This is a genomic window from Proteus columbae (genome assembly GCF_002777965.1).
GTDB classification, from domain to species: Bacteria; Pseudomonadota; Gammaproteobacteria; order Enterobacterales; family Enterobacteriaceae; genus Proteus; species Proteus columbae.
In genome coordinates this window covers 66,741-93,092 of sequence record NZ_NGVR01000020.1, presented here as the reverse complement: position 1 = coordinate 93,092, position 26,352 = coordinate 66,741, and the positions used below count along the sequence as shown (strand labels likewise).

Genomic DNA, 26,352 nt, shown 5'->3' with positions numbered 1-26,352 from the left:
TGAGTTAATTAATGTTTTATTATGGAATAAATATTTCATGAATTATTATTTCATTTTAATGAATAAAATGAGCGCTGAAGAAGTAAAAAGATTAGGTTTTTATTGTTAAATTAGTAATCATGATAAAAAGTATGGTTATTTAAATACAATTTTTATTTTGTGAAAATGCAATATAAATACATGTATTACCACTTAGTGGTATCAATAAAAATTTAAGTTATAAAAAATAGTTCATTAAAGATTGAAGTAAGTGATAGTGATCACGTTAATATATCATTTATTATAAATAGTGTGATTTTTGTCCAAAATATACTATTGTTATATTACTAAACACGTTTAACTGTTATATAAGTTAACGTGTAAATTGTACTATTTCCTGACTATAAGGGTTAAAGTATGTTCTCATCATTTAATGTTTTGATAATATTAAGAGGTTTCTTCAGATTGAAGAAATGGTTTAATATTGATTCTGAACTCGCCTTCTTCTTTCCTGAAAAATAATCCTTTTTTATACCCATCCAAAATAATTTAATACTCTTTTTCCGTTTAATTTAAATGGGAAGACTATTTTATTTATTCTAATTTTATTATTTAATTTATATTAAAGGTATTATCATGGCTAAAAGAATCGTAGAACCATTCCGTATTAAAATGGTAGAGAAAATCCGTGTTCCTTCAAGAGAAGAACGTGAAGCCGCATTAAAAGAAGCAGGATATAACCCATTCTTATTACCAAGTCATGCAGTTTATATTGATTTATTAACAGACTCTGGTACTAACGCAATGAGTGATCACCAGTGGGCAGCAATGATAACAGGTGATGAAGCTTATGCAGGCTCAAGAAACTATTATGATTTAAAAGATAAAGCCAAAGAGTTATTTAACTACGATTATATTATTCCTGCTCACCAAGGACGTGGTGCTGAAAATATTCTTTTCCCAGTATTATTAAAATATAAACAAAAAGATGGAAAAGCGAAAAATCCTGTATTTATTTCTAACTTCCATTTTGACACAACAGCAGCACACGTTGAATTAAATGGTTGTAAAGCAATTAATATTGTTACTGAAAAAGCGTTTGATTCAGAAACCTATGATGATTGGAAAGGCAATTTTGATATTGCTAAATTAAAAGAAAATATTGCTAAACATGGTGCTGATAACATTGTTGCCATTGTTTCAACAGTGACTTGTAATAGTGCTGGTGGTCAGCCTGTTTCAATGGATAATTTAAGAGAAGTTTACGAAATCGCAAAACAACACGGTATTTTTGTTGTTATGGACTCAGCGCGTTATTGTGAAAATGCGTATTTCATTAAACAGCGTGATCCTAAATATAAAAATGCGACCATCAAAGAAGTTATTTTAGATATGTATAAATATGCTGATGCATTAACAATGTCAGCGAAGAAAGATCCACTGTTAAATATTGGTGGGTTAGTCTCAATTCGTGATAATGAAGAAGTATTCACATTAGCAAGACAGCGCTGTGTACCAATGGAAGGCTTTGTGACTTATGGTGGTTTAGCGGGTCGTGATATGGCGGCAATGGTACAAGGCTTAGAGGAAGGCACTGAAGAAGAGTATCTACACTATCGTATTGGTCAGGTTCAATATCTGGGTGATCGTTTACGTGAAGCAGGTATTCCAATTCAATATCCTACTGGTGGGCATGCTGTTTTCGTTGACTGTAAAAAACTAGTACCGCATATCCCTGGCGATCAATTCCCAGCTCAAGCTGTAATTAACGCTCTTTACTTAGAGTCTGGTGTCCGTGCTGTTGAAATTGGTTCGTTCTTATTGGGTCGTGATCCTACAACGGGTGAACAAAAACACGCAGATATGGAATTTATGCGTTTAACCATTGCGCGTCGTGTCTATACCAACGACCATATGGATTATATTGCTGACGCACTTATCGGCTTAAAAGAGAAGTTTAAAACGCTTAAAGGTCTTGAGTTCGAATATGAACCCCCTGTGTTAAGACACTTTACTGCTAGATTAAAACCTATCAAATAAATAATACTCCACAATAATAATGGCTCTCGTGCAATGCGAGAGCCCTATCCTTATTTCAGTAAGGACTAAAAAATGGAAAATAAGTCAGTAAATAAAGAACCCTCAATTATTGTAGGGGGATTTGTGTTGGGCGGCGCCATGATTGGTGCAGGAATGTTTAGCCTACCAACAATAATGTCTGGTGCTTGGTTTATTAATTCACTCTTTATATTATTTATTGTCTGCTTCTTTATGTTTCATTCTGGAATTTATATTCTTGAATGTATATCGAAATATGGTGCAGGAACAAACTACTTTCATATATCGAAAGAGTTATTACCTAAATGGGCGTGTTATCTCGCGAATGCCTCCTTAATATTTGTATTGTATATATTAATTTATGCTTATATCTCTGCCGCGGGCTCGATCATTTATGAAGCGTCATCATTATATGGAATTAGTCTAAATCTTAGAGTGATATTCTTTGTATTTACCATAGTACTTGGGGCAACAATATGGTGGGGGGGCGCTTGTGCAAGCCGTTTAACCTCAATATTTTTATTTATTAAGATTGTTCTATTCGTATTAGCATTCTCGGGCTTATTCTTCAAAGCGAGAGGCGATTTATTATTTACTGCTACCTTTGAAGGTAAAAGCCAATTATATTTTTATCCCTTTATTTTTATCATCATACCTTATGCTATAACCTCTTTTGGTTATCATGGTAATGTTTGTAGCCTTTATAAGCTTTATCATGAAAATGAAAGAAAAGTTGTAAAGAGTTGTGTTATTGGTTGTGTGTTAGCGCTGGTGATTTATTTGCTTTGGATGATTGGCACCATGGGGAATTTACCTCGTGAGCAATTTATTACGATTATCCAAAAAGGCGGTAACTTAGATGCCTTTATTGATTCTTTATACACTGTATTAAATAGTAAATATATTGAAGGCTTTTTATTATGGTTTTCTATTAGTGCCGTATTCTGTTCATTTTTAGGGGTGGCGATTGGTCTATTCGACTATATTTTAGCATCACTAAAATTTGAAGATAATAAAACAGGGCGCTTAAAATCTGGCGTTTTATGCTTCACTCCGCCTTTACTATTATGTTTACTTTTCCCTAATGGTTTCTTAATTGCAATTGCTTACGCAGGAACCGCAGCATGTGTATGGGCAATTATTTGTCCTGCAGTTATGGCGCTAAAAGCACGCGAGAAATTCCCAAATTCAGGCTTCAAAGTGTGGGGAGGCAAAGGGTTAATTTATGCAGTTATCGCTTTTGGTGCCGTAGGGATTATTTGCCAAACATTAGCACAGTTTGGTTTCTTACCTATTTATCGTTAATTGATCGGGTTATCGTTAATTAATCGAGATAGTCAGGGAAAGAAAACCAGAGTAGCGCCATTGGATATACGTTATAATAACGTTAAGTTGTTATAATGACGTGAATATTCAATAGGTTGTCTATAATGGATAAAAAAAATTTACATATTGCTGCGGGTATTATTTGTGATCAACACAATAATGTCTTTATCACCCAACGTCCTCTAAAATCGCATATGGGGGGATTTTGGGAGTTTCCGGGGGGAAAATTAGAAGATAAAGAGACTCCAGAGCAGGCGCTAGTCCGTGAGTTACAAGAAGAAATCGGTATTGATGTAACGCAATGCTCACTTTTTGAAACAGTAGAGCATGATTTTCCAGATAGACACATTACTTTATCCTTTTTCTTAGTCACGCAATGGGATAATGAGCCCTATGGTAAAGAGGGGCAAGAATTCAAGTGGATATCGATTGGATCGTTAAATGCTGATGATTTTCCGCCTGCTAACCGCACTATTGTGGCGTTATTGCAAAAGTAGAATAGTGTTAACTAAGCGTTTATAAATAAATTAGCCACTCGATTGAGTGGCTAATTTTTATGTTCAGGATTGGAAAATTAAAAGTCTTTAGGCTCTTGTTGCGGAGCTTCACTCCAATCATCACTGTCATTAATATCACTTTGGCTTGGAATGCGCTTTGACTCATCTGCCCATTCGCCTAAATCAATAAGTTGGCAACGTTTACTACAAAAAGGGCGATAAGGGCTACTTTCATTCCAAACAACTTCTGTTTGACAGGTTGGGCATTTTACAACTAATTCTTCGCTCATTATCTCTCCTAGATTTCATCGGTGCGATTTATGCTCATATCAATAAACATAATGTTAGCAACAAGCGATCTCAAAAGGTAGTTCTAGAGGTACTGTTCCATTTTCACTATCAAGTGGTAAAAAGCGGATCGCATAGCGATTTTTATGCCCAGAGACTTGAGGATAGATTTGGTGATCAATGGCTATCTTAAGACGTAGCAATTCACCTTCTTCAGCGCTGTCTTGATAAAAACCTCGGTGACTGAGAGCAGGCTTAAATGTATCTGATTGGCGAATAAGCATGAGTAAACTATTTAATGCATTTTGTAATGGCAATAAACCCGTCAGCCAGCTTTGCAATCTTTCATCACGGGTTGCTTGAGGTAAGCTTAACCACAAATGTAATGCGGGCACATCAAAGTTACAGCATCCACCAGGAATACTTAGGCGCTGTTTAACTAAACTGATGACTTTATCTTGCTTTAAATGTTGCCCAATGCGAGGTGCTTTACTTAATACCGCGGCGTTTTCAGCTAATTCATCAATAATTTGAGTGACAATCGCTTTATCAACATTAGGGAATGAAAGCCATTGCTGTAATTTTTTTTGTCTTTTTTCTAATTCTTTAAGTAATTCAGCGCGGATTTCGCCACGATCAAGTACTTCAATAAATTCTGATATCGCACGGAAAAACGAGAGTGCCGTAGGTAATGAATCAATCGCACTAAAACTATTAATTTGAATCAATGAGTTTTCAATTCTAAGCCATGAACGCATTTTTTCATTGAGGGGATGTTCGAAGATGATTGTTGTGATGTCATCACTCATGGCAATTGTCCTGTAACGCTTGTTGAGCTAATTCTAAGTAATGCTGATGGAGTTGCTTAACTTTTCCAATCATATTTTGGCTATTATCGTGATTTTCAATAATATCATCAGCGACGGCTAATCGTTCCTGTCTTTGAGCTTGAGCTTTTAAAATATTGAGAACTTGCTCTCGACTTACACCATCTCGTTTCATGGTTCTTTCTATTTGCTCTTCCTGTGTAACATCAACAACAAGAACCCGAGAGGCGAGATGCGTTAATTTATTTTCAATTAATAATGGAACAACCCAAATAAAGTAGGGCGCTTTAATTTGCTGTATCTGTTTTTGAGTCTCTTGCTGTATCAATGGGTGAAGAAGATTGTTAACCCAAGATTTTTCTTCATTATTTTCAAAAATAATCTGGCGCAACTGTGCTCGGTTTAATGAGCCATCGGGTAGTAAAATGCAGTCACCAAAATGCTGATGCAATGCATTTAGTCCTAAGGAGTTAGGCTCTACCACTAATCGAGCAATAATGTCAGCATCAACAAGAGGTACACCTAATGAGGCAAAAGCATTAGCAACGGTAGTTTTACCACTGCCTATTCCACCTGTAAGAGCAACCGTATAAGCCATTTGTGTTTATCTGTTTTTAATGAATTAAAATTTACTATTAGTCTAGGTATTCTAAAGCCTAATTTTGTTTTTATCACAAGATAATAACCGCAATATTTGGGTTTTATTCGGTTATTATGATAGATGATTTTCTGCTACCCTGACATCCTACCTCATAATATGTAATAGAATTACCATCAATCAATAAGTTAGTGCAATACAGAGTAACAGCATGTTACTCATAAAATTTGTGATTCACTGTATAGTATCACCTAACTGTAATATAGGAAGATACATAGCAATGATTAATGTGCCAATAATCAATGCAATGACTGTCATCAGCATTGGCTCTAACCAAGCACTAATTGTATTTAATTGTTCATCGAGTTGATGATAAAACCAATCACTCAATTGCTGGCAAAAATAGAGCAACTGTCCTGAGTTTTCTGCACAAATAATAAACTGATAACAAATAGGTGTAAAAAGAGGCTCATTCTTCATAAATAAGCTCAACGATTTACCTTGCATAATGTGATCACTCATTTGAGAAAGGGCTCGCTTATAAATAGGGTGTGTAAGTTGTTCTGTTCCTATTTTTAAGCCTTGTAATAAAGGTAATCCTGCTTGTTGTGTAATACTGATTATCTGAAAAATAAGATGTAATTGCTGATACTTTAAAAGTTTACCTAAATAGGGAAGATGAAAAAAGAGAGTTTGTTCAGCGAAATAAAAGGACGATAAAGAGTAACGAGTTAAACGATAAACAAATATTAATCCGATAAAGATAAACGTTATTATGCTGATATAATCAGTAAGCCATTGTGAAAAAGTAATAAGGGCTAGTGTTAAAAGAGGAAGTTCTGTATTAAAGGCGCTGTATAAGGACTGATATTCAGGTAAAACATAGAGCAACATAATACTGGTAATAAAAACTAATACAGTTAGTAAAAAAATGGGATATTTAAACGCTTTTTTGATTTTTTTTACAATCTCTCGGTGTTTCTTTAACTGTATTATTTGCAGAGTAATTACTTCATCCAACTTTCCACTTTCTTCACCAATAAAAACAAAACGGCTTAATGAGGTTGGAAAATAAAGTGGATAGCGATTTAATTGTTTAGAAAGTGAACCTCCTTGCATTAAGTTAAAAATAATATCTTCTAATACACATTGCCAATGTAAATAACGACATTCATTTTTTAATAATGTTAATGCAGGAAGAAGTGCTAAGCCAGAATGAAGTAATAACGCTAACTGTTCGAATAATTGAATTCTATATTGTTTATCAGCATCTTGAAATAAAACGATTTTATATAAACGGATTTTTATGGGAATTTTTTGTTGTTGAGTTAAGTTAATAAATGCTTCGTTATTAGAGGATGCAAGTATTTTTCCAGTACACCATTCCCCTTGATAAGTTAATGCATCATAGCGATAAATTAGCTGTAATCTCATTCAATATCTCCTAGCGTTTGATAAACCTCCTCAAGTGTTGTTATGCCTTGTTTAATTAATGAGAAGCCGGAATAGAGTAGATGATAAAGGGATGAGTGTGTTTGTTTTGATGGTTCAAAGCAGTCATAGATAGCTGTTCTTCCGTTATAGCCTGAACAGCATTGCTGGCAACCAACGGCTTGCCAATTTGGTAATTCGAATACTTCTTTATTTATATTAATATGCAGTTTATTGGGTAAGCATATTTTACAGTGAGGGCATAAACAACGAACTAATCGTTGTGAAATAATTAGACTAATACAGGAATGAATAAGATCTTTTTCAATCCCTAAATTATGTAGACGCATTAATGTGGATGAAGCCGAATTAGTATGTAAGGTTGATAATACAAGGTGCCCTGTTTGTGCAGACTTTATTGCCATTTCAGCAGTAGATTGGTCGCGTATTTCACCTACCATAATAATGTCAGGATCTTGGCGTAGCAATGCTCGCAATATTGTTGTGAATGAGATCCCTGATTTTTCAGAAATTTGAATTTGATTAATACCTTTTAGAGGTAATTCAACCGGATCTTCAACACTATTTATATTTAGGTTTTCTTTATTTAAATAGTGTAAACAACTATATAAAGTGAGTGTTTTTCCGCTTCCCGTTGGCCCTGTGACTAAAATCATTCCTTGCGGTAAATTTAAATATTTCTTTAATAGTGTTAAATGCGAGGATTGAAAACCTAGATGATTTAATTCTGGTTGTTGTAAATTATTGATAAGCCGTAAAACAACTTTTTCACCATACAGCGTGGGGAGTGTCGCTATTCGTATTGAATAGCTTTTTTTATTATAAGACCAACTAAACTGCCCATCTTGAGGTAACCGCTTTTCTGCAATATTTAAGTTAGCAAGTACCTTTAATCGAGTGACTATTTCTTCAGAAAATTCATCTGGAGGAGACGATAATAGATATAAATGATTATCTATTCTGGCACGAATTCTTACACTGGTTTGCTGAGGCTCTATATGTAAATCAGAGACGCGTTTTAAAATACTTTCACGTAATAGATATTCAATAAATTCTGTTGCAGAGTGTGTGATATCCATTCTTCACCTCTTTATAATTTTTGATTTATTTGCGTTGTCTTCAATGCTTAAAGTGTGTAATAGGAACACTCAATATGAATGCTCCTTTATATCTAAAGCACTAATATGATTTTAAAATCTCACCGCACTGTTTTTGTAATGCAAGATTTGTTGCTGAACATTGTGTTTTCCATACCGGAAGAAGATCGTTAATTCCTTTCTCTGAAGACATAGTGATCGTCAGACCATCAAGCTGTGATTTTCCGGTTGCACTAATCACGCCATTTAACACATTAATATCGGATAAATATCGACTACGAAATTGTTGCGGCATAAAGCTTGAATCAGAATTACAGTGTTGAGGTTCGTTTTCATAGCGACATAATTCTATCGCAGAACGATAGGGCGACAGTGTTTGCAATACATCGGTTAATGCGGCTTTTTGGATATAACCTTGATAAGCCGGAATAGCAACAGAGCTTAAAATTGAGATGATAGCAATCACAATCATAAGCTCCATAAGGGTAAAACCATTTTCATTAGAGTGATAATTAAGTACATTCATCTAGCGTCCTCCTTGAGTAATAAACACTAGAAGTATGAAAAAAAAGGACTTTATTGGCGAATAGATAAAATAAAGTTTGAGTAAAATATCGAAAAGAAAAAGGAGATATACATAATTAACCTCTATTATTGAGGGAAAGTTCGCATTTATTGATGAGTATGAGTTAATAACATTATTGATAATGAATAAAACAAAATAAAAGAGGGTTGATGTGGAAATTAAACAAGGTTGGCTAATCGATGCTAGACAGGTTCCTTCACCTAATCATGATAAGAGGCCTGAAGGTGAGCTTCCTTCTTTATTAATTGTTCATAATATCAGTTTGCCTCCTGGTCAATTTGGTGGACCTTATATTGATCAGCTTTTTACCAATACATTATCAGAGCAAGATCATCCTTTTTTTAGTGAGATTGTTAACTTAAGAGTATCGGCTCATTGTCTTATTCGTCGTGATGGAGAAATTGTGCAATATGTGCCTTTTACTGAGAGAGCGTGGCATGCTGGCGTTTCTTTATATAAAGGCAGAGAAAAATGTAATGATTTCTCTATTGGTATTGAGCTTGAAGGTACTGATGAGTGCGATTTTACCCAGCAACAATATCAACAATTAGTGAAGGTAACTCAATCGCTTATTGCTCTTTATCCTGCCATTGAAGAAAACATTACCGGGCATAGTGATGTTGCACCAAATAGAAAAACCGATCCGGGGCCTCACTTTGATTGGGCTTATTACCGCAGTTTGTTAACAAAATGACCGCTTAAATTGCATTTTAAATCATAATTTTCGAATTTAAATTCAAAATAATATTGCTGTCACGCTTCAGTTTGACTGTTTATGTGTTTAAAAAACGTTAAAAAATTTATTTTTGGCGTTTACGTATAATGCGATCTAGTTATCAAATTTGATGAATTTTTAAAATAATTTGTTAAAATTTGCAGGTTTTTATGATTTCGCTCAACAACTGTATGGACAGTTAGTGAATACTTTGTTACTTTATTATCCGTTATATTAAATTGGTATTACCAATTGACAACCCAATCACTAAGGTAATAGTTATCCAATAATGGCTTCCAGCGATATGGCTTATACAAAAATCCGCCAACCTAAGCTTTCTGATGTTATCGAGCAACAGCTTGAACATCTGATTTTAGAAGGTACTCTGCGTCCGGGAGAGAAACTCTTACCTGAACGTGAACTGGCGAAGCAATTTGATGTATCTCGTCCTTCATTGCGTGAAGCAATCCAAAAATTAGAAGCTAAAGGTTTTTTACTCCGTCGCCAAGGCGGTGGTACTTTTGTTCAGCATAATCTCTGGCAAAGTTTTAGTGATCCTTTAGCTCAACTGCTTAGCGGGCATCCCGAATCTCAATTTGATCTTTTAGAAACTCGTCATGCACTTGAAGGTATTGCTGCATATTACGCTGCATTACGTGGCACTGATGAAGATCTTGATCGTATCAAAGCTAGTCATGATTGCATTTTGAAAGCCCATGAAGAGGGTGATTTAGCCGCTGAGTCTGAAGCTGTATTGCAATATCAATTAATTGTTACGGAAGCTGCTCATAATGTCGTTTTATTGCATCTATTACGATGCATGGTGCCAATGCTTGAGCAAAATATCCGTCAGAATTTTGAGTTTCTTTATACTCGTAAAGAGATGTTAACAGCAGTAAGTGAACATCGTAGTCAGATTTATCAGGCTATTATTAATAGAGAGCCAGAAGCTGCGCGTGAAGCCTCACATCGCCATTTGGCCTTTATTGAAGATGTTTTGTTGGATATGAGTCGTGAACATACTCGCCGTGAGCGCTCTTTGCGCCGGCTACAACAACACCCTGATTTATTTTAGTAGCGCAGATCCTGACCGCTGAGTCTGTACTACCTATCGCCCTGTGATTTTCAGGGGAAGCGGTAATAACAGCAGGGCCTATCTTCCCGTCATATCAGATGGGTAGAACGGGAAGATAGGCTCCCATAACCATTAAAAACAGATAACAGATAAGGAATACACCATGTCAGATATGCTGAAAAATGACGTGGATCCGATCGAAACTCGCGACTGGTTACAAGCGATCGACTCGGTCATCCGTGAAGAAGGTGTTGAGCGTGCACAGTTCCTGATTGATCAGGTATTAAAACAAGCCCGTAATGGTGGTCTTAATATCGCTTTAGGCGGTTCTGTACACAGTGATTATATCAATACCATTCCCGCTGAAGATGAACCCGCTTACCCTGGCAATCTGGAATTAGAGCGTCGTATTCGTTCTGCTATTCGCTGGAACGCAGTAATGATGGTTCTGCGTGCATCCAAAAAAGATTTGGAACTCGGCGGACACATGGCGTCATTCCAATCTTCTGCAACTTTATATGAAGTGTGCTTTAACCATTTCTTCCGTGCGCAAAATGAAACTGATGGTGGTGACTTGGTTTACTTCCAAGGTCATATCTCCCCAGGTATCTACGCTCGTGCATTCTTAGAAGGTCGTTTAACTGAAGAGCAATTAAACAACTTCCGTCAAGAAATTGGTGGTAAAGGTTTATCTTCTTATCCACACCCTAAATTAATGCCTGAGTTCTGGCAGTTCCCTACAGTTTCTATGGGTCTGGGACCACTATCTGCAATTTACCAAGCTAAATTCCTGAAATATTTGAATCACCGTGGCTTAAAAGATACGACTAAACAAACCGTTTATGCGTTCTTAGGCGATGGTGAGATGGACGAGCCAGAATCTAAAGGTGCTATCACTATCGCAGTTCGCGAAAAATTAGATAACCTGTGCTTCGTTGTTAACTGTAACTTACAACGTCTTGATGGCCCAGTTACAGGTAACGGCAAAATTGTTAACGAATTAGAAGGTATCTTCGCAGGTGCTGGCTGGAACGTTATCAAAGTAATGTGGGGCGATCGTTGGGATGAGCTTCTGCGTAAAGACACCTCTGGTAAACTCATTCAATTAATGAATGAAACTCTGGATGGTGACTACCAGACATTTAAATCTCGTGATGGCGCTTATGTTCGCGAGCACTTCTTCAATCGTTACCCAGAAACTGCTGCATTAGTTAAAGATATGACTGATGATGAAATCTGGGCATTAAACCGTGGTGGTCACGATCCGAAGAAAGTTTTTGCTGCATTCCAAAAAGCAAAAGACACTCAAAACAAACCAACTGTTATTTTAGCTCAAACCATTAAAGGTTATGGTATGGGTGAAACGGCAGAAGGTAAAAACATTGCTCACCAAGTTAAAAAAATGAACATGGATGGCGTTCACCATTTCCGTGATCGTTTCAATATTCCAGTTGCCGATGAGCAAATCAAAGACCTGCCTTATATTACTTTTGATAAAGAATCAGAAGAATACAAATACCTGCACGCACGTCGTCAGGATTTAGGTGGTTACCTACCAGCTCGTCGTCCACGTTTTGAAGAAAAACTGGATATCCCTGCACTGGAAGATTTCAGCCAATTACTGGAAGAACAATCTAAAGAGATCTCTACTACTATCGCATTCGTTCGTGCTCTGAACGTGATGTTGAAAAACAAATCTATCAAAGATCGTTTAGTTCCAATTATTGCGGACGAAGCACGTACTTTCGGTATGGAAGGTCTGTTCCGTCAAATCGGTATCTACAGCCCGAATGGCCAACAATATACGCCTCAAGACCGTGAGCAAGTTGCTTACTATAAAGAAGACGTTAAAGGTCAAATTCTGCAAGAAGGTATCAACGAACTGGGTGCTGGCGCATCTTGGTTAGCGGCTGCAACATCTTACAGCACTAACAATCTGCCAATGATCCCATTCTATATCTACTACTCAATGTTTGGTTTCCAACGTATCGGTGACTTATGTTGGGCTGCGGGCGACCAACAAGCACGTGGTTTCTTAGTAGGTGGTACTTCAGGTCGTACAACACTTAACGGTGAAGGTTTACAGCACGAAGATGGTCATAGCCATATTCAATCGCTGACTATCCCTAACTGTATCTCTTATGATCCAGCATTCGCTTATGAAGTTGCTGTTATCATGCAAGACGGTTTAGAGCGTATGTATGGTGATAAACAAGAAAACGTTTATTACTACATCACGACACTGAACGAAAACTACCATATGCCAGCAATGCCAGCCGGTGTTGAAGAAGGTATCCGCAAAGGTATCTACAAACTGGAATCACTGGAAGGCGCGAAAGGTAAAGTACAGTTACTGGGTTCAGGTTCTATTCTGCGTCATGTACGTGAAGCAGCACAAATCCTGTCTGCTGAATACGGTATTGGTTCTGATGTTTATAGCGTCACTTCATTCACTGAATTGGCTCGTGATGGTCAAGATTGTGAACGTTGGAACATGCTACACCCATCTGAAGCACCGCGTGTACCTTACATCGCTCAGATTATGAATGATGCGCCAGCTGTTGCGTCTACTGACTATATGAAACTGTTCGCTGAACAAGTTCGTACTTATGTACCAGCAGATGATTACCGCGTATTAGGTACTGACGGTTTCGGTCGTTCTGATAGCCGTGAAAACCTGCGTCACCACTTCGAAGTTGATACTTCTTATGTGATTGTTGCTGCATTAGGTGAATTAGCTAAACGTGGTGAGATTGATGTGAAGGTTGTTGAAGAAGCAATCAAAAAATACAACATCAACCCTGAAAAAGTAAACCCACGTCTGGCGTAAGAGGTAAAGTGAATGTCTATTGAAATTAAAGTCCCAGATATCGGTGCTGATGAAGTTGAAGTCACCGAAGTGATGGTGAAAGTGGGCGACCGCATTGAGGAAGAACAATCCTTAATTACCGTAGAAGGCGACAAAGCGTCTATGGAAGTTCCATCACCACAAGCGGGTGTGGTTAAAGAGATTAAAATTGCCGTGGGCGATAAAGTCCAAACGGGTTCTCTTATCATGATTTTTGAAGCAGAAGGTGCCGCGCAAGCAGCACCAGCTCAAGCAGCAACACCTGTACCAGCCGCAGCGCCTGCAACAGCTGCACTGAAAGAAGTTCACGTTCCAGATATCGGCGGTGACGAAGTTGAAGTGACTGAAGTAATGGTAAAAGTGGGCGATAGCGTTGCTGAAGAACAATCACTGATTACTGTTGAAGGTGACAAAGCTTCAATGGAAGTTCCAGCACCATTTGCTGGCGTAGTGAAAGAAATTAAAATTGCAACAGGTGATAAAGTGAGCACAGGCTCTCTTATCATGGTATTTGAAGTTGCAGGTAGCGCACCAGTTGCTCAAGCAGCTCCCGCTCCAGCGGCATCTGCACCAGCAGCATCTGCTGTGAAAGAAGTGAATGTTCCTGATATCGGCGGTGACGAAGTTGAAGTGACTGAAGTGATGGTGAAAGTAGGTGATTCCATCTCTGAAGAACAATCTCTGATCACTGTTGAAGGCGACAAAGCTTCAATGGAAGTTCCAGCACCGTTTGCAGGTGTGGTTAAAGAGATCAAAATTGCAGTGGGCGATAAAGTGAAAACTGGCTCACTGATCATGACTTTCGAAGTTGCCGGTGCAGCACCTGTTGCTCAAGCACCAGCACAAGCGCCAGCCGCACCAGCAAGTTCTGCACCAGCAGCACCTGCTAAAGCACAAGCGACTGCGCCTGCTGCGAAAGAAGAGTTTGTTGAAAATGATGCTTACGTTCATGCAACACCAGTTATTCGTCGCTTAGCGCGCGAATTCGGTGTGAATTTAGCGAAAGTAAAAGGTACAGGTCGTAAAGGTCGTATCTTACGTGAAGACGTTCAGTCTTACGTGAAAGAATTAATTAAACGTGCTGAATCAGCGCCAGCTAATGCTGGTGGCGGATTACCGGGCATGTTACCTTGGCCGAAAATTGACTTCAGCAAGTTTGGTGAAATTGAAGAAGTTGAATTAAGCCGTATCCAGAAAATCTCTGGCGCTAACTTAAGCCGTAACTGGGTGATGATCCCTCACGTAAATCTGTTTGATGAAGCAGATATTACTGAGGTTGAAGAATTCCGTAAGCAGCAAAATAAAGAAGCAGAGAAGAAAAAACTGGATGTTAAGATCACGCCGTTAGTCTTCGTAATGAAAGCAGCAGCAAAAGCTCTGGCAGATATGCCACGCTTTAACAGCTCTATCTCTGAAGATGGACAGAAACTGATCCTGAAAAAATACATCAATATCGGTATCGCAGTAGATACACCTAACGGTCTTGTTGTTCCTGTTTTCAAAGATGTTAACAAAAAAGGCATTATCGAACTGTCTTATGAGTTAGCTGAAGTTTCTAAGAAAGCGCGTGCAGGTAAACTGACAGCAGCAGATATGCAAGGCGGATGTTTCACTATTTCTAGCCTTGGTGGTATCGGTACTACCGGTTTTGCACCAATCGTTAACGCACCAGAAGTTGCGATTATGGGACTTTCCCGTTCTTCTATGAAACCTGTATGGAATGGTAAAGAATTCGTACCACGCTTGATTTTACCAATGTCACTATCTTTCGATCACCGTGTGATCGATGGTGCTGACGGTGCTCGATTCATCACTCTGATTAATCAGTACATGAGTGATTTACGTCGTTTGGTAATGTAATTTTAAAACCGGTGCTTAGCGCCGGTTTCTCTGATTACAGTGATGGATTTTACAGTCATACATCTTAGGTTGTGAGATCCGTCATGTTAGAGCGCTTTTCAGTTTATTAACATTTCTGTAAACTGCATGCGGTATGTAAGTCTCGGTGTTAAATATGGATTATCGTCTGACTCGCCGGACAAATAAATAATGAGGTCACGATGAGTACTGAAATTAAAGCACAGGTAGTGGTTCTCGGTGCAGGCCCTGCGGGTTATTCCGCGGCGTTCCGTTGCGCTGACTTAGGTTTAGAAACAGTTTTAGTTGAACGTCACTCTACTTTAGGTGGTGTTTGTCTGAACGTGGGTTGTATCCCTTCTAAAGCGTTACTCCACGTTGCTAAAGTTATCGAAGAAGCGAAAGCATTATCTGAACACGGTGTTGTATTTGACGCACCAAAAACAGATATCGACAAAATTCGCATCTGGAAAGATAAAGTTATCTCTCAGTTAACTGGTGGCTTAGCGGGCATGGCTAAAGGCCGTAAAGTTACTGTTGTTAATGGCGAAGCACGATTCACTGGTTCTCATACATTGTCTGTTGAAGGTGCTGAAGGTGTAACTACCATCACTTTTGACAATGCAATCGTTGCTGCCGGCTCACGTCCAATCGAATTACCATTCATTCCACATGAAGACCCTCGTGTATGGGACTCAACAGATGCACTGCAACTGAAAACCGTACCAGAGCGTTTACTGGTTATGGGTGGCGGTATCATCGGTCTGGAAATGGGAACGGTTTATCACTCTCTGGGTTCTCAGATTGACGTAGTTGAAATGTTTGATCAGGTTATTCCTGCTGCTGATAAAGATGTGGTTAAAGTATTTACCAAACGTATCAGCAAGAAATTTAACCTGATGCTAGAAACCAAAGTGACTGCGGTTGAAGCAAAAGAAGATGGCATCTACGTAACAATGGAAGGCAAAAAAGCCCCAGCAGAACCACAACGTTACGATGCAGTATTAGTTGCTATCGGTCGTGTACCTAACGGTAAACTGTTAGATGCGGGTAAAGCAGGTATCGAAGTTGATGATCGTGGCTTTATCCATGTTGATAAACAAATGCGTACTAATGTACCTCACATCTTTGCTATCGGTGACATCGTTGGTCAACCAATGCTGGCTCACAAAGGTGTCCATGAAGGTCACGTTGCAGCAGAAGTTATCTCTGGTAAGAAACATTACTTCGATCCTAAAGTTATTCCATCAATCGCTTATACTGAGCCAGAAGTTGCATGGGTTGGTATGACTGAAAAAGAAGCGAAAGAGAAAGGTGTTAGCTATGAAGTAGCTTCTTTCCCTTGGGCAGCATCAGGTCGTGCAATCGCATCAGATTGTGCTGATGGTATGACTAAACTGATTTTCGACAAAGAAACTAACCGTGTTATCGGTGGTGCAATTGTTGGTTCTAACGGTGGTGAACTGTTAGGTGAAATCGGTCTTGCAATTGAAATGGGTTGTGATGCTGAAGATATCGCATTAACTATCCACGCTCACCCAACGTTATACGAATCAATTGGTATGGCTGCGGAAGTATTTGAAGGTAGTATCACTGACCTTCCAAATCCAAAAGCGAAAAAGAAAAAATAAGCAACTCGTTTACTGAAAACAGTTTACTAAAGTTGTTTAAATGATAAGGGCTAAGTTCTTTATAGAACTTGGCTCTTTTTTTATGCTTTTTTGTTGAGACTAGTGCTACGTAGTGAAGGGTAATATTAGCGATTAGGCTTTTTTGTTGTTTATTTAATCGGTAATTTCGCTTTAGTGCTAATTTAAGGATGAAAAAAACTATAAAAAGTGTGGTTATTAACCAAAATCTTGGTTAAAAGTCCCTGTTATATATTTTGTTTAAGTGTTTTAATCTGAATAAGTGGATATTTGAATCTGATTAATGTTACTTTTATGTGAACGAATTAACATCGTGTTGAAGATTTGCTATGCTGATAGCCCTTAGCTGGGCATAATTTTACAACCTCTTATGTTTTATGCGAGCAAAAGATCCTCTGACCTGGCATCCTTCAACAGACAGGGTGCAGACAGCCGGGTTATACAAAATGACAAAGAAGCGAGGAGACAGTCGTGCTAGAAGAATACCGTAAGCACGTAGCAGAGCGTGCAGCTGAAGGTGTCGTTCCAAAACCTCTCGATGCCACACAAACAGCCGCACTTGTTGAGCTATTAAAAAACCCCCCTAAAGGTGAAGAAGAATTTCTTCTTGATTTAATTGTTAACCGCGTTCCACCCGGAGTTGATGAAGCTGCCTATGTTAAGGCGGGTTTTTTAACTGCCCTCGCGAAAGGCGAAACCACATCACCTCTTATCACACCAGAAAAAGCTGTTGAATTATTAGGTACCATGCAAGGTGGCTATAATATCCATGCTTTAATTGAATCTCTGGAAAATGATAAATTAGCACCAATTGCAGCCAAAGCGCTTTCTCACACATTATTGATGTTTGATAACTTCTATGATGTTGAGGAAAAAGCGAAAGCAGGCAACGTTTATGCTAAGCAAATTATGCAATCTTGGGCTGATGCGCAGTGGTTTACTGAGCGTCCTGCATTAGCAGAAAAAATTACAGTTACTGTTTTTAAAGTCACTGGTGAGACTAATACCGATGACTTATCTCCAGCCCCTGATGCTTGGTCGCGCCCTGACATCCCATTACATGCTTTAGCCATGTTAAAAAATGCACGCGAAGGCATTGAACCTGATCAGCCGGGTAGCGTAGGTCCTATTAAACAAATCGAAGCATTAAACAAGAAAGGCTTCCCACTGGCTTATGTTGGTGATGTTGTAGGAACTGGCTCATCACGTAAATCAGCAACTAACTCTGTACTTTGGTTTATGGGAGACGACATTCCGTTTGTCCCTAATAAACGCGGTGGTGGTGTTGTTCTTGGCGGCAAAATTGCACCAATCTTTTTTAATACTATGGAAGATGCGGGCGCACTCCCGATAGAAGTCGATGTTTCTAAATTAAATATGGGTGATGTTATTGATATTTACCCATACAAAGGTGAAATCCGTAACCATGAAACGAATGAGTTACTGGAAACCTTTGAGCTGAAAACAGAAGTATTAATTGATGAAGTGCGTGCAGGTGGTCGTATTCCACTGATTATCGGTCGTGGTTTAACATCTAAAGCGCGTGAGTCACTAGGTTTACCTGTTAGCACATTATTCCGTCATGCTAAACCTGTTGAAGAAAGCAATCGCGGATTCTCTTTAGCACAAAAAATGGTTGGTCGTGCTTGTGGTCGTACCGGTATTCGCCCTGGTGAATACTGTGAGCCAAAAATGACCTCTGTGGGTTCACAAGATACCACAGGCCCAATGACCCGTGATGAGCTAAAAGACTTGGCGTGTCTTGGTTTCTCTGCTGATTTAGTAATGCAGTCATTCTGTCATACCGCGGCTTATCCAAAACCAGTAGATGTTACAACGCATCACACCTTACCTGATTTTATTATGAACCGTGGTGGTGTTTCACTACGTCCGGGTGACGGTATTATCCACTCATGGTTAAACCGTATGTTATTACCTGATACTGTTGGTACAGGCGGTGACTCACATACCCGTTTCCCTATTGGTATCTCATTCCCTGCGGGTTCAGGTCTTGTGGCTTTTGCTGCGGCAACAGGGGTTATGCCATTAGATATGCCAGAATCCGTTCTGGTGCGTTTTAAAGGTGAAATGCAACCGGGTGTGACATTGCGTGATTTAGTTCATGCTATTCCTTATTACGCAATTCAAGACGGTTTGCTGACAGTTGAGAAAAAAGGTAAGAAAAATATTTTCTCTGGTCGTATTCTTGAAATTGAAGGTTTACCAGAACTGAAAGTAGAACAAGCGTTCGAGCTTGCTGATGCGTCAGCAGAGCGTTCTGCCGCGGGTTGTACAATTAAACTGGATAAAGCACCTATCATTGAGTATCTGCAATCAAACATCATCTTACTGAAATGGATGATTGCTGAAGGCTATGGTGACCGTCGTACTATTGAGCGTCGTATTACGTCAATGGAAAACTGGCTGAAAGATCCGCAATTACTTGAAGCTGATGCAGATGCAGAATATGCGGCAGTGATCGAAATTGATTTAAATGAGATCAAAGAGCCTATTTTATGTGCGCCGAATGATCCTGATGATGCACGTCTGCTCTCAGAAGTGGCAAACAGTAAAATTGATGAAGTGTTTATTGGTTCTTGTATGACCAATATTGGTCACTTCCGTGCTGCGGGTAAACTGCTTGATCAACATAAAGGTCAATTACCAACACGTTTATGGGTTGCTCCACCAACAAAAATGGATGCAGCACAATTAACGGAAGAAGGCTATTACAGCGTCTTTGGTAAGAGCGGTGCGCGTATCGAAGTGCCGGGTTGTTCATTATGTATGGGGAACCAAGCGCGAGTGGCTGATGGTGCAACAGTCGTTTCAACATCGACACGTAACTTCCCTAATCGTTTAGGTACAGGTGCAAATGTGTATCTCGCTTCAGCAGAACTTGCGGCTGTTGCGTCATTATTAGGACGTTTGCCTGAGCCACAAGAGTATCTGGACTTTATGAATAAAGTGGATGAAACCGCAGAAGATACTTATCGTTATCTGAATTTTGATCAACTTGAACAATATACAGATAAAGCAGACCAAGTTATTTTCCAAACAACGGTATAACGATTAATTTATTGCTTTAAATGTATTTAATATGAACAAACGGGAGGCAAATGCCTCCCGTTTTTTGTTATTTTTGTCATAATAAGAAGAAGGTATTTTTTATTAAAAAAGCGAGAGCTTAATAAGGGGCGTACACCATGGATTATGAATTTCAGCGAGATCTCACTGGCGGTATATTAGCCCGTTTTTCGATGGATCATGAAGCAATAGGCTATTGGCTAAATGATGAAATTCAGGGCGATATTAGTCTCATAGATCAAATTCTTGAAGAAATGGAAGGTATTAAAGGTAGTGAAAGACAGTGGGAGTTAATCGGTAAAGAATACAGCCTTTCTATTGATGATGAAGAAGTAATGGTAAGAGCGAATACATTACATTTTGAAACAGATGAAATGGAAGAAGGCATGAGTTATTACGATAACGAGAGCATTGCTTTTTGTGGGTTAGATGATTTCGCTACTATGCTACAAAAATATCGGTTATTTATTCTGGAAAATAGAAAAAATTAACAAATCCTATATATTTTTGGAATAAATCTGCCACAATATACTATTGAATTACTCTTCTTTTTATTACGTTTTTAAGTTTAAAAGGTGGTCTAATGAATGAATTACCTGCTAGTTTAGATGAAGCAACGGGTTGGCTTGTCGCTAATCAAGATCTCTTTATTCAGTATGCTGTGAATATTGTGGCTGCATTCTTGATCCTATTTATTGGACTTTTTGTGGCAAAAATGATTGGCAAAGGTGTCGCAAGAGTACTTACGTTGCGTCATATCGATGCTACAGTCGTGACATTTTTATCTGTTTTAGTTCGTTACACTGTTGTGGCTTTTACCTTAATTGCGGTATTAGGGCGATTAGGGGTTCAAACAGCGTCTGTTATTGCGGTATTAGGTGCTGCCGGTTTAGCCGTTGGCTTGGCATTACAAGGATCGCTGTCTAACTTTGCAGCCGGTGTATTGATTGTTATCTTCCGTCCAATACGTACAAATGAATATGTAATGATTGGTGCGGTAGAAGGCACAGTGAAAGATGTGCAGATTTTTTCTACAACATTACGTTCAGCTGATGACCGAATTATTGTTATCCCGAATAGCAAAATTATCAGTAGTGAAGTTATCAACTTAACGCGTGAACCTAATCGCCGTACACAAATTATGGTCGGTGTCGCTTACGATGCTGATATTGATAAAGTGAAACAAGTGCTGGGTGATGTTGTTGCTAAAGATAAACGTATTCAACATGATCAAGGCGTGACTATCCGTTTACATGAAATGGCACCGTCTTCATTAAATTTTGTGGTACGTGTTTGGACAACCAATGGTGATGCATGGCCAGTTTATTGGGATTTAATGGAAGATTTTAAACGCGCATTAGATGCGAATAATATCGGTATTCCATTCCCACAAATGGATGTTTATATGCATCAAACACAAAGTGCGACAGCGAAAGCAGAATAGTCTCACAAAAATAGATGACATCGAGCCACGTTAATAGCGTGGCTTTTTTGCATTTATCGTCATTAGTTTTTCTTATTATCAATAAGAATGATTCATTTCCTCTAATATCAAAATCCCTTTATTATTCATCCAATATTAAATGAATAATTATTAGGATATTTTGCATGTTCACAACTTTTTTTCAGGGTTTTTTATTAAGTGCAGCAATGATTTTGCCAATAGGTGCTCAAAATGCCTTTGTTTTACAACAAGGAAGTAAAAAACAGTTTCATTTGATGAGTGCATCATTATGCGCTTTGAGTGATGTTATTTTGATCACGGCGGGCGTCTTTGGTGGAAGTGCATTGCTTAGTCAATCAGAAACACTTTTATTGCTGATCACTTGGGGAGGAGTGGCGTTCTTACTATGGTACGGCTGGAATGCATTTAAAACTGCATTTTCACAAGATATTGAATTATCACAGAGTGAAAATCAGGTAAAAAGTCGCTGGCGTGTGATTGTGACATTAGTTGCGGTCACTTGGCTTAATCCTCATGTTTATTTAGATACTTTTGTGGTGATAGGCAGTATTGGTGGGCAATTAACGTCAGAACTGCGCCCTTGGTTTACATTTGGTGCGGTATTTGCCTCTATAAGCTGGTTTTTTGTGTTATCACTACTAGCAGCTTGGTTTTCTCCAATATTAAGTAAAGCACGTTCTCAACGTATTATTAATCTGTTTGTAGGCTGTGTAATGTGGTTTATTGCTGTTCAATTAGCAGCACAAGGATGGAAAACTCTCTTTTAATCTTAAAGAACTTTACATCATATATGCTAATGTTCTTCTTAGTCCTAAAAACAGGACATTAAAATTTATTTTGTCAGGGGGTTTTTGTGAAATTAAAAGCGATTGTATTAGCATCCATGTTTACGCTGGGATTACCTTCCATTGCACTCGCTGCATCGGAGCCAGAAGGACCACATATTACAACATCGGGCAATGCGACAATTAAAGCCGCTCCTGATATGGCAACATTAAATATTCAGGTTAATGAAAGAGCAAAAGATGCCGCTCAAGCTAAGAAACAAGTTGATGAGCGTGTTGCAAAATATTTTGCCTTCTTAAAAGAAAATGGTGTTGTAAAGGAAGATATTGATGCTGCTAATATCCGCACTCAACCGAACTATGAGTATGATAAAAAAGCAGAACGTTCAGTCATTAATGGCTATACCGCAACCCGTACTGTTAATGTTAAAATTAAGAAATTAGAACAGCTTAATACGTTACTTGATGGTGCATTAGCGGCGGGTTTAAATGAGATTAATAACGTTGAATTTGGTGTCAATAATCCAGAGCAATATAAAGCGAAAGCACGCGAAGTGGCGATTAAAAACGCGATTGATCAAGCAAGTTCAGTTGCAAAAGGTTTCGGCGCTGATTTAGGTGCAGTTTATAGTGTAAGTTATCGTGCACCAGAAGCAACGCCTTATCCAATTGCACAAGTGCGTATGGATGCAATGGCATTAAAAACGCAAGCACCTGCTGCTGTGCAAGAAACTTATCAACAGCAAAGCATCGAGTTTAAAGATTATGTTGATGTGGTTTTTGAATTAAAACGCACTAAATAACCATGCTGTGATAAAAACAAAATAGGCTTCAATATGAAGCCTATTTTTTGTGTTACTAAGATGAAATAGCGTATTACTCTTCATCCTGTTTTAAAACTTTACGACCAAAATCAATGAGTGCGTCTGTCACTTTTCTCATCGTTCTACTTTCTGGTGCAAATCGGTGCCAATAAAGCATACGTCGCTGGCAAAGCCCCGGAGTTAAATCAACCAACTCCCCGTTTTTTAGTTCATTAGCAATTTGCAGATGAGGGATCATACAGCAGGTTGAACCTTGTTTAGCTAATTGCACAAAGGCTTCAGAAGAGTTCACGATATGACACGGCACACTACCGGGTGATAAACCGAAATTTTGTTGTAAAAATGCCTGATGCATATCATCAAGATGGTCAAATGCGACTGCTGGCGCTTTTAATAACGAAGATTTTGTTACACCGTTAGCAAAGTAGCGTTGAGCAAAGTCAGGAGAAGCAACGAATAGGTAATCGAGAGCGCCTAATTGATCGACAAGGCAACTTGGTAGTGCTTGTGGCTGAATACTGATTGCACCAACGACTTCGCCTCGTCTTAATCGTTCTTGAGTGCGAGTTTCATCTTCCACTTGAATATTGAGACGAATAGGCAGTTGCGTTAAGACGGGATGTAAAGCGGGCAATAACCATGTTGCTAAACTGTCCGCATTCACCGCCAAAGAGAGTAAAAGAGGTGTAGAACCGCTGTTTTCATCACCTAACCATTGCTCTTCAAGTAATTCTACTTGATGCAATAGCGCTAATAATTTTTGTCCTTGCTCTGTAGGTTGAGGTGGAACAGTTCTGACTAATAGCGGTTGTCCAAATAAATTTTCTAACTGTTTGATACGCTGAGAAACGGCAGATTGTGTAATACATAACTTTTGCGCAGCTCTTTCAAAACCACGTTCTCGAATGACGGCATCAAGGGCTTGTAATGCTCGATAATCAGGGCGTTTCATTAACAGACTCTCTTCGATTTTATATTCTATTGCTTACTATGCCATATTTTTTGTTGTAATGAGTTAAAATGTTGCTTCTCAGTTTTTGATGTGTCTCGTGCTAGTTTTGAATGCAATATGCTATTCTTAGTCCATTAACGTGATAAATAAGGTTTTTTAAATGACTCAGGATGAATTGAAAAAAGCAGTAGGTTGGGCAGCGCTTGAATATGTAAAACCAGGCACGATTGTGGGTGTCGGTACTGGCTCTACGGCTTCTCACTTTATTGATGCATTAGCAACAATGAAAGGTCAAATTGAAGGCACTGTTTCAAGTTCAGAAGCATCAACTGCAAAATTAAAAAGTTACGGCATTCCTGTTTTCGACTGTAATGAAGTTGATTCTTTAGATATCTATGTTGATGGTGCTGATGAAATTAACCATCAAATGCAGATGATCAAAGGCGGTGGTGCTGCATTGACGCGTGAAAAGATCATTGCTGGCGTAGCGAAAACATTTATCTGTATCGTTGATGAATCTAAACAAGTTGATGTATTAGGTAAATTCCCTCTACCTGTTGAAGTTATTCCAATGGCGCGCTCTTATGTAGCTCGTGAATTGGTTAAACTGGGTGGCTTGCCTGAATATCGTGAAAACGTAGTAACAGATAACGGAAACGTTATTTTAGACGTTCATAACTTAACAATTCTTAACCCTATTGAACTGGAAAACAAAATTAACAGTATTCCTGGTGTGGTTACAGTAGGATTATTTGCTAACCGCGGTGCAAATGTCGTTTTAATGGGAACTTCTGAAGGCGTTAAAACCATTAAGTAAGATGACTAAAAAGAGGTGGCGATGGCGACCTCTTTTTAAAATTATTTTAGAAACTGCAAATTCAGTGATATATATCACACCATAGTTATATCTCTCTTTAAAATCCTGCCTTTTTCAAAGTCAAAATCATTTTACTCGGTAGAAAATCGCTTTCTTTATCGCTTATTCTGTCATCACTGCAATCGGTTGTATTGCCACAAACTCTATTTTTGTTATGTTGTTGAGACAGGATTTTGTTTTTCATTAAATGTAATAACGATAGGGCAGGGTAAATGGTCAAAGTATCTTTGGAAAAAGAAAAGATAAAGTTTCTACTTCTTGAAGGCGTGCACCAAAGTGCAGTAGAAAATTTAAGAGCAGCGGGTTATACCAATATTGAATATCACAAAGGCGCATTATCGGACGAAGAATTAAAAGAAGCTATCCGTGATGCACGTTTTGTTGGTCTTCGTTCCCGCACTCACTTAACAGAAGAAATTTTTGCAGCAGCTGAAAAATTAGTTGCTGTGGGATGCTTCTGTATTGGTACTAATCAGGTTGATTTAGATGCCGCTGCTCGCCGCGGTATTCCCGTTTTTAATGCTCCTTTCTCAAACACTCGTTCCGTGGCTGAGATGGTGCTTGGCGAATTGCTGTTATTACTGCGTCGTATTCCTGAAGCCAATGCGAAAGCTCATCGTGGTGTTTGGGATAAACAAGCTAAAGGCTGTTTTGAAGCGCGTGGTAAAAAACTGGGCATCATTGGTTATGGTCATATTGGTACACAGTTAGGTATTTTGGCTGAAAGTGTGGGTTTAGATGTCTATTTTTATGATATTGAAAACAAACTGCCATTAGGTAATGCAACACAAATTCGCCATTTATCTGAATTATTGAATATGTGTGACATTGTTAGCTTACATGTGCCAGAAACACCATCAACCAAAAATATGATTGGTCATGAAGAAATTCAACGCATGAAGCCGGGAGCAATTCTTGTCAACGCATCTCGTGGTACTGTGGTTGATATTCCAGCATTGGCTCAAGCGTTAGAATCAAAACATTTATCTGGTGCTGCGGTTGACGTATTCCCATCAGAGCCGGGTGCAAATAATGATCCTAACGATCCGTTTGTATCTGAACTTATCAAATTCGACAATGTGATATTAACACCACATATCGGTGGTTCAACACAAGAAGCACAAGAAAACATTGGTTACGAAGTTGCGGGTAAATTAGCCAAATATTCAGATAACGGCTCTACATTATCAGCAGTTAACTTCCCCGAAGTTTCATTGCCAAGTCACGGCGACGATGTAAACCGTTTACTGCATATTCATGAAAACCGCCCAGGTATGATGAATAGTATCAACAAAGTGTTTACCGAAGAAAATATCAACGTAGCCGCACAGTATTTACGTACATCAGGCAATGTGGGTTATGTTGTGATTGATATTACAACACAGACGAAAGCACAAGCTGAATTAGTGTTACAAAAAATCAAAGCTCTGCCGGGTACGATCCGCGCGCGTATGTTGTATTAATTGTTAAGGCTGTTATCAATAACAAATTAAAGGCTCGAAATATCGAG

At 38.6% G+C, this 26,352-nt stretch carries 23 protein-coding genes; 16 read left to right on the top strand and 7 right to left on the bottom strand.

What is annotated here, in order from left to right:
• Positions 1–396 precede the first annotated feature (396 nt).
• The 4 genes from tnaC (at position 397) to mutT (ending at position 3,860) form a co-directional block, all read left to right on the top strand.
• Positions 397–501, top strand: a complete 105-nt coding sequence (gene tnaC / locus CBE70_RS18700; protein WP_071788547.1) for a tryptophanase leader peptide — start codon at positions 397–399, stop codon at positions 499–501.
• 114 nt (positions 502–615) lie between these two features.
• On the top strand, positions 616–2,019 hold the full coding sequence (locus tag CBE70_RS09195; protein ID WP_100159110.1) for a tryptophanase: 1,404 nt from the start codon (positions 616–618) through the stop codon (positions 2,017–2,019).
• Positions 2,020–2,091: 72 nt separating this feature from the next.
• The gene (locus CBE70_RS09190; protein ID WP_100159109.1) at positions 2,092–3,342 is read left to right on the top strand and encodes an aromatic amino acid transporter; all 1,251 of its coding nucleotides are present in this window, start codon (positions 2,092–2,094) and stop codon (positions 3,340–3,342) included.
• Between the two features lie 125 nt (positions 3,343–3,467).
• Entirely contained in the window at positions 3,468–3,860 is a 393-nt protein-coding gene (mutT, locus tag CBE70_RS09185) for an 8-oxo-dGTP diphosphatase MutT (RefSeq protein WP_100159108.1), read from the top strand.
• 77 nt (positions 3,861–3,937) lie between these two features.
• Here mutT and yacG read toward each other — a convergent pair whose 3' ends face one another.
• From yacG to ppdD, 6 genes are all read right to left on the bottom strand, one after another.
• Positions 3,938–4,150 carry a DNA gyrase inhibitor YacG gene (gene yacG, locus CBE70_RS09180; RefSeq protein ID WP_069367708.1) on the bottom strand — a complete coding sequence of 71 codons (213 nt, stop codon included), beginning with the start codon at positions 4,148–4,150 and terminating at the stop codon, positions 3,938–3,940.
• A gap of 54 nt (positions 4,151–4,204) precedes the next feature.
• Entirely contained in the window at positions 4,205–4,957 is a 753-nt protein-coding gene (zapD, locus tag CBE70_RS09175; protein ID WP_100159107.1) for a cell division protein ZapD, read from the bottom strand.
• Positions 4,950–5,573: a dephospho-CoA kinase gene (coaE, locus tag CBE70_RS09170; protein WP_100159106.1), complete on the bottom strand. Its 624-nt coding sequence runs from the start codon at positions 5,571–5,573 to the stop codon at positions 4,950–4,952. The genes zapD and coaE overlap by 8 nt, the downstream gene beginning before the upstream one ends.
• 234 nt (positions 5,574–5,807) lie before the next feature.
• Positions 5,808–7,007 carry a type II secretion system F family protein gene (locus CBE70_RS09165; RefSeq protein ID WP_100159105.1) on the bottom strand — a complete coding sequence of 400 codons (1,200 nt, stop codon included), beginning with the start codon at positions 7,005–7,007 and terminating at the stop codon, positions 5,808–5,810.
• Positions 7,004–8,104 carry an ATPase, T2SS/T4P/T4SS family gene (locus CBE70_RS09160; RefSeq protein ID WP_100159104.1) on the bottom strand — a complete coding sequence of 367 codons (1,101 nt, stop codon included), beginning with the start codon at positions 8,102–8,104 and terminating at the stop codon, positions 7,004–7,006. The genes CBE70_RS09165 and CBE70_RS09160 overlap by 4 nt, the downstream gene beginning before the upstream one ends.
• A 100-nt stretch (positions 8,105–8,204) precedes the next feature.
• Positions 8,205–8,648: a prepilin peptidase-dependent pilin gene (gene ppdD / locus CBE70_RS09155; RefSeq protein WP_100159103.1), complete on the bottom strand. Its 444-nt coding sequence runs from the start codon at positions 8,646–8,648 to the stop codon at positions 8,205–8,207.
• Positions 8,649–8,859: 211 nt separating this feature from the next.
• On the opposite strand from ppdD, the gene ampD reads away from it, so the two are divergent.
• From ampD to CBE70_RS09105, 10 genes are all read left to right on the top strand, one after another.
• The gene (gene ampD / locus CBE70_RS09150; protein ID WP_100159102.1) at positions 8,860–9,402 is read left to right on the top strand and encodes a 1,6-anhydro-N-acetylmuramyl-L-alanine amidase AmpD; all 543 of its coding nucleotides are present in this window, start codon (positions 8,860–8,862) and stop codon (positions 9,400–9,402) included.
• A 325-nt stretch (positions 9,403–9,727) separates the two neighbouring features.
• Positions 9,728–10,498 carry a pyruvate dehydrogenase complex transcriptional repressor PdhR gene (gene pdhR, locus CBE70_RS09145; protein WP_099074899.1) on the top strand — a complete coding sequence of 257 codons (771 nt, stop codon included), beginning with the start codon at positions 9,728–9,730 and terminating at the stop codon, positions 10,496–10,498.
• Between the two features lie 163 nt (positions 10,499–10,661).
• Complete coding sequence (aceE, locus tag CBE70_RS09140) at positions 10,662–13,328, top strand: pyruvate dehydrogenase (acetyl-transferring), homodimeric type (RefSeq protein WP_100159101.1); 2,667 nt, start codon at positions 10,662–10,664, stop codon at positions 13,326–13,328.
• Positions 13,329–13,340: 12 nt separating this feature from the next.
• A complete protein-coding gene (gene aceF, locus CBE70_RS09135) occupies positions 13,341–15,206 on the top strand; it encodes a pyruvate dehydrogenase complex dihydrolipoyllysine-residue acetyltransferase (protein WP_100159100.1) in 1,866 nt (621 codons plus the stop codon).
• A gap of 200 nt (positions 15,207–15,406) precedes the next feature.
• A complete protein-coding gene (lpdA, locus tag CBE70_RS09130) occupies positions 15,407–16,834 on the top strand; it encodes a dihydrolipoyl dehydrogenase (RefSeq protein ID WP_100159099.1) in 1,428 nt (475 codons plus the stop codon).
• 489 nt (positions 16,835–17,323) lie between these two features.
• On the top strand, positions 17,324–19,921 hold the full coding sequence (gene acnB, locus CBE70_RS09125; RefSeq protein ID WP_100159098.1) for a bifunctional aconitate hydratase 2/2-methylisocitrate dehydratase: 2,598 nt from the start codon (positions 17,324–17,326) through the stop codon (positions 19,919–19,921).
• A 137-nt stretch (positions 19,922–20,058) separates the two neighbouring features.
• Positions 20,059–20,430, top strand: coding sequence for a YacL family protein (locus CBE70_RS09120; RefSeq protein WP_100159097.1), 372 nt, complete (start codon positions 20,059–20,061; stop codon positions 20,428–20,430).
• A 92-nt stretch (positions 20,431–20,522) separates the two neighbouring features.
• A complete protein-coding gene (gene mscS / locus CBE70_RS09115) occupies positions 20,523–21,383 on the top strand; it encodes a small-conductance mechanosensitive channel MscS (protein WP_100159096.1) in 861 nt (286 codons plus the stop codon).
• 164 nt (positions 21,384–21,547) lie between these two features.
• Positions 21,548–22,171 carry an arginine exporter ArgO gene (argO, locus tag CBE70_RS09110; RefSeq protein ID WP_100159095.1) on the top strand — a complete coding sequence of 208 codons (624 nt, stop codon included), beginning with the start codon at positions 21,548–21,550 and terminating at the stop codon, positions 22,169–22,171.
• Positions 22,172–22,257: 86 nt separating this feature from the next.
• Positions 22,258–22,992: an oxidative stress defense protein gene (locus CBE70_RS09105; RefSeq protein ID WP_100159094.1), complete on the top strand. Its 735-nt coding sequence runs from the start codon at positions 22,258–22,260 to the stop codon at positions 22,990–22,992.
• Between the two features lie 73 nt (positions 22,993–23,065).
• Here CBE70_RS09105 and CBE70_RS09100 read toward each other — a convergent pair whose 3' ends face one another.
• Positions 23,066–23,965 (bottom strand): LysR family transcriptional regulator ArgP, encoded by a 900-nt coding sequence (locus CBE70_RS09100; protein WP_100159093.1) that lies wholly within the window; start codon positions 23,963–23,965, stop codon positions 23,066–23,068.
• Between the two features lie 160 nt (positions 23,966–24,125).
• On the opposite strand from CBE70_RS09100, the gene rpiA reads away from it, so the two are divergent.
• Both rpiA and serA read left to right on the top strand, forming a co-directional pair.
• On the top strand, positions 24,126–24,782 hold the full coding sequence (rpiA, locus tag CBE70_RS09095) for a ribose-5-phosphate isomerase RpiA (protein WP_072069239.1): 657 nt from the start codon (positions 24,126–24,128) through the stop codon (positions 24,780–24,782).
• Positions 24,783–25,054: 272 nt separating this feature from the next.
• Positions 25,055–26,305 carry a phosphoglycerate dehydrogenase gene (gene serA, locus CBE70_RS09090; RefSeq protein ID WP_100159092.1) on the top strand — a complete coding sequence of 417 codons (1,251 nt, stop codon included), beginning with the start codon at positions 25,055–25,057 and terminating at the stop codon, positions 26,303–26,305.
• Positions 26,306–26,352: the final 47 nt, after the last annotated feature.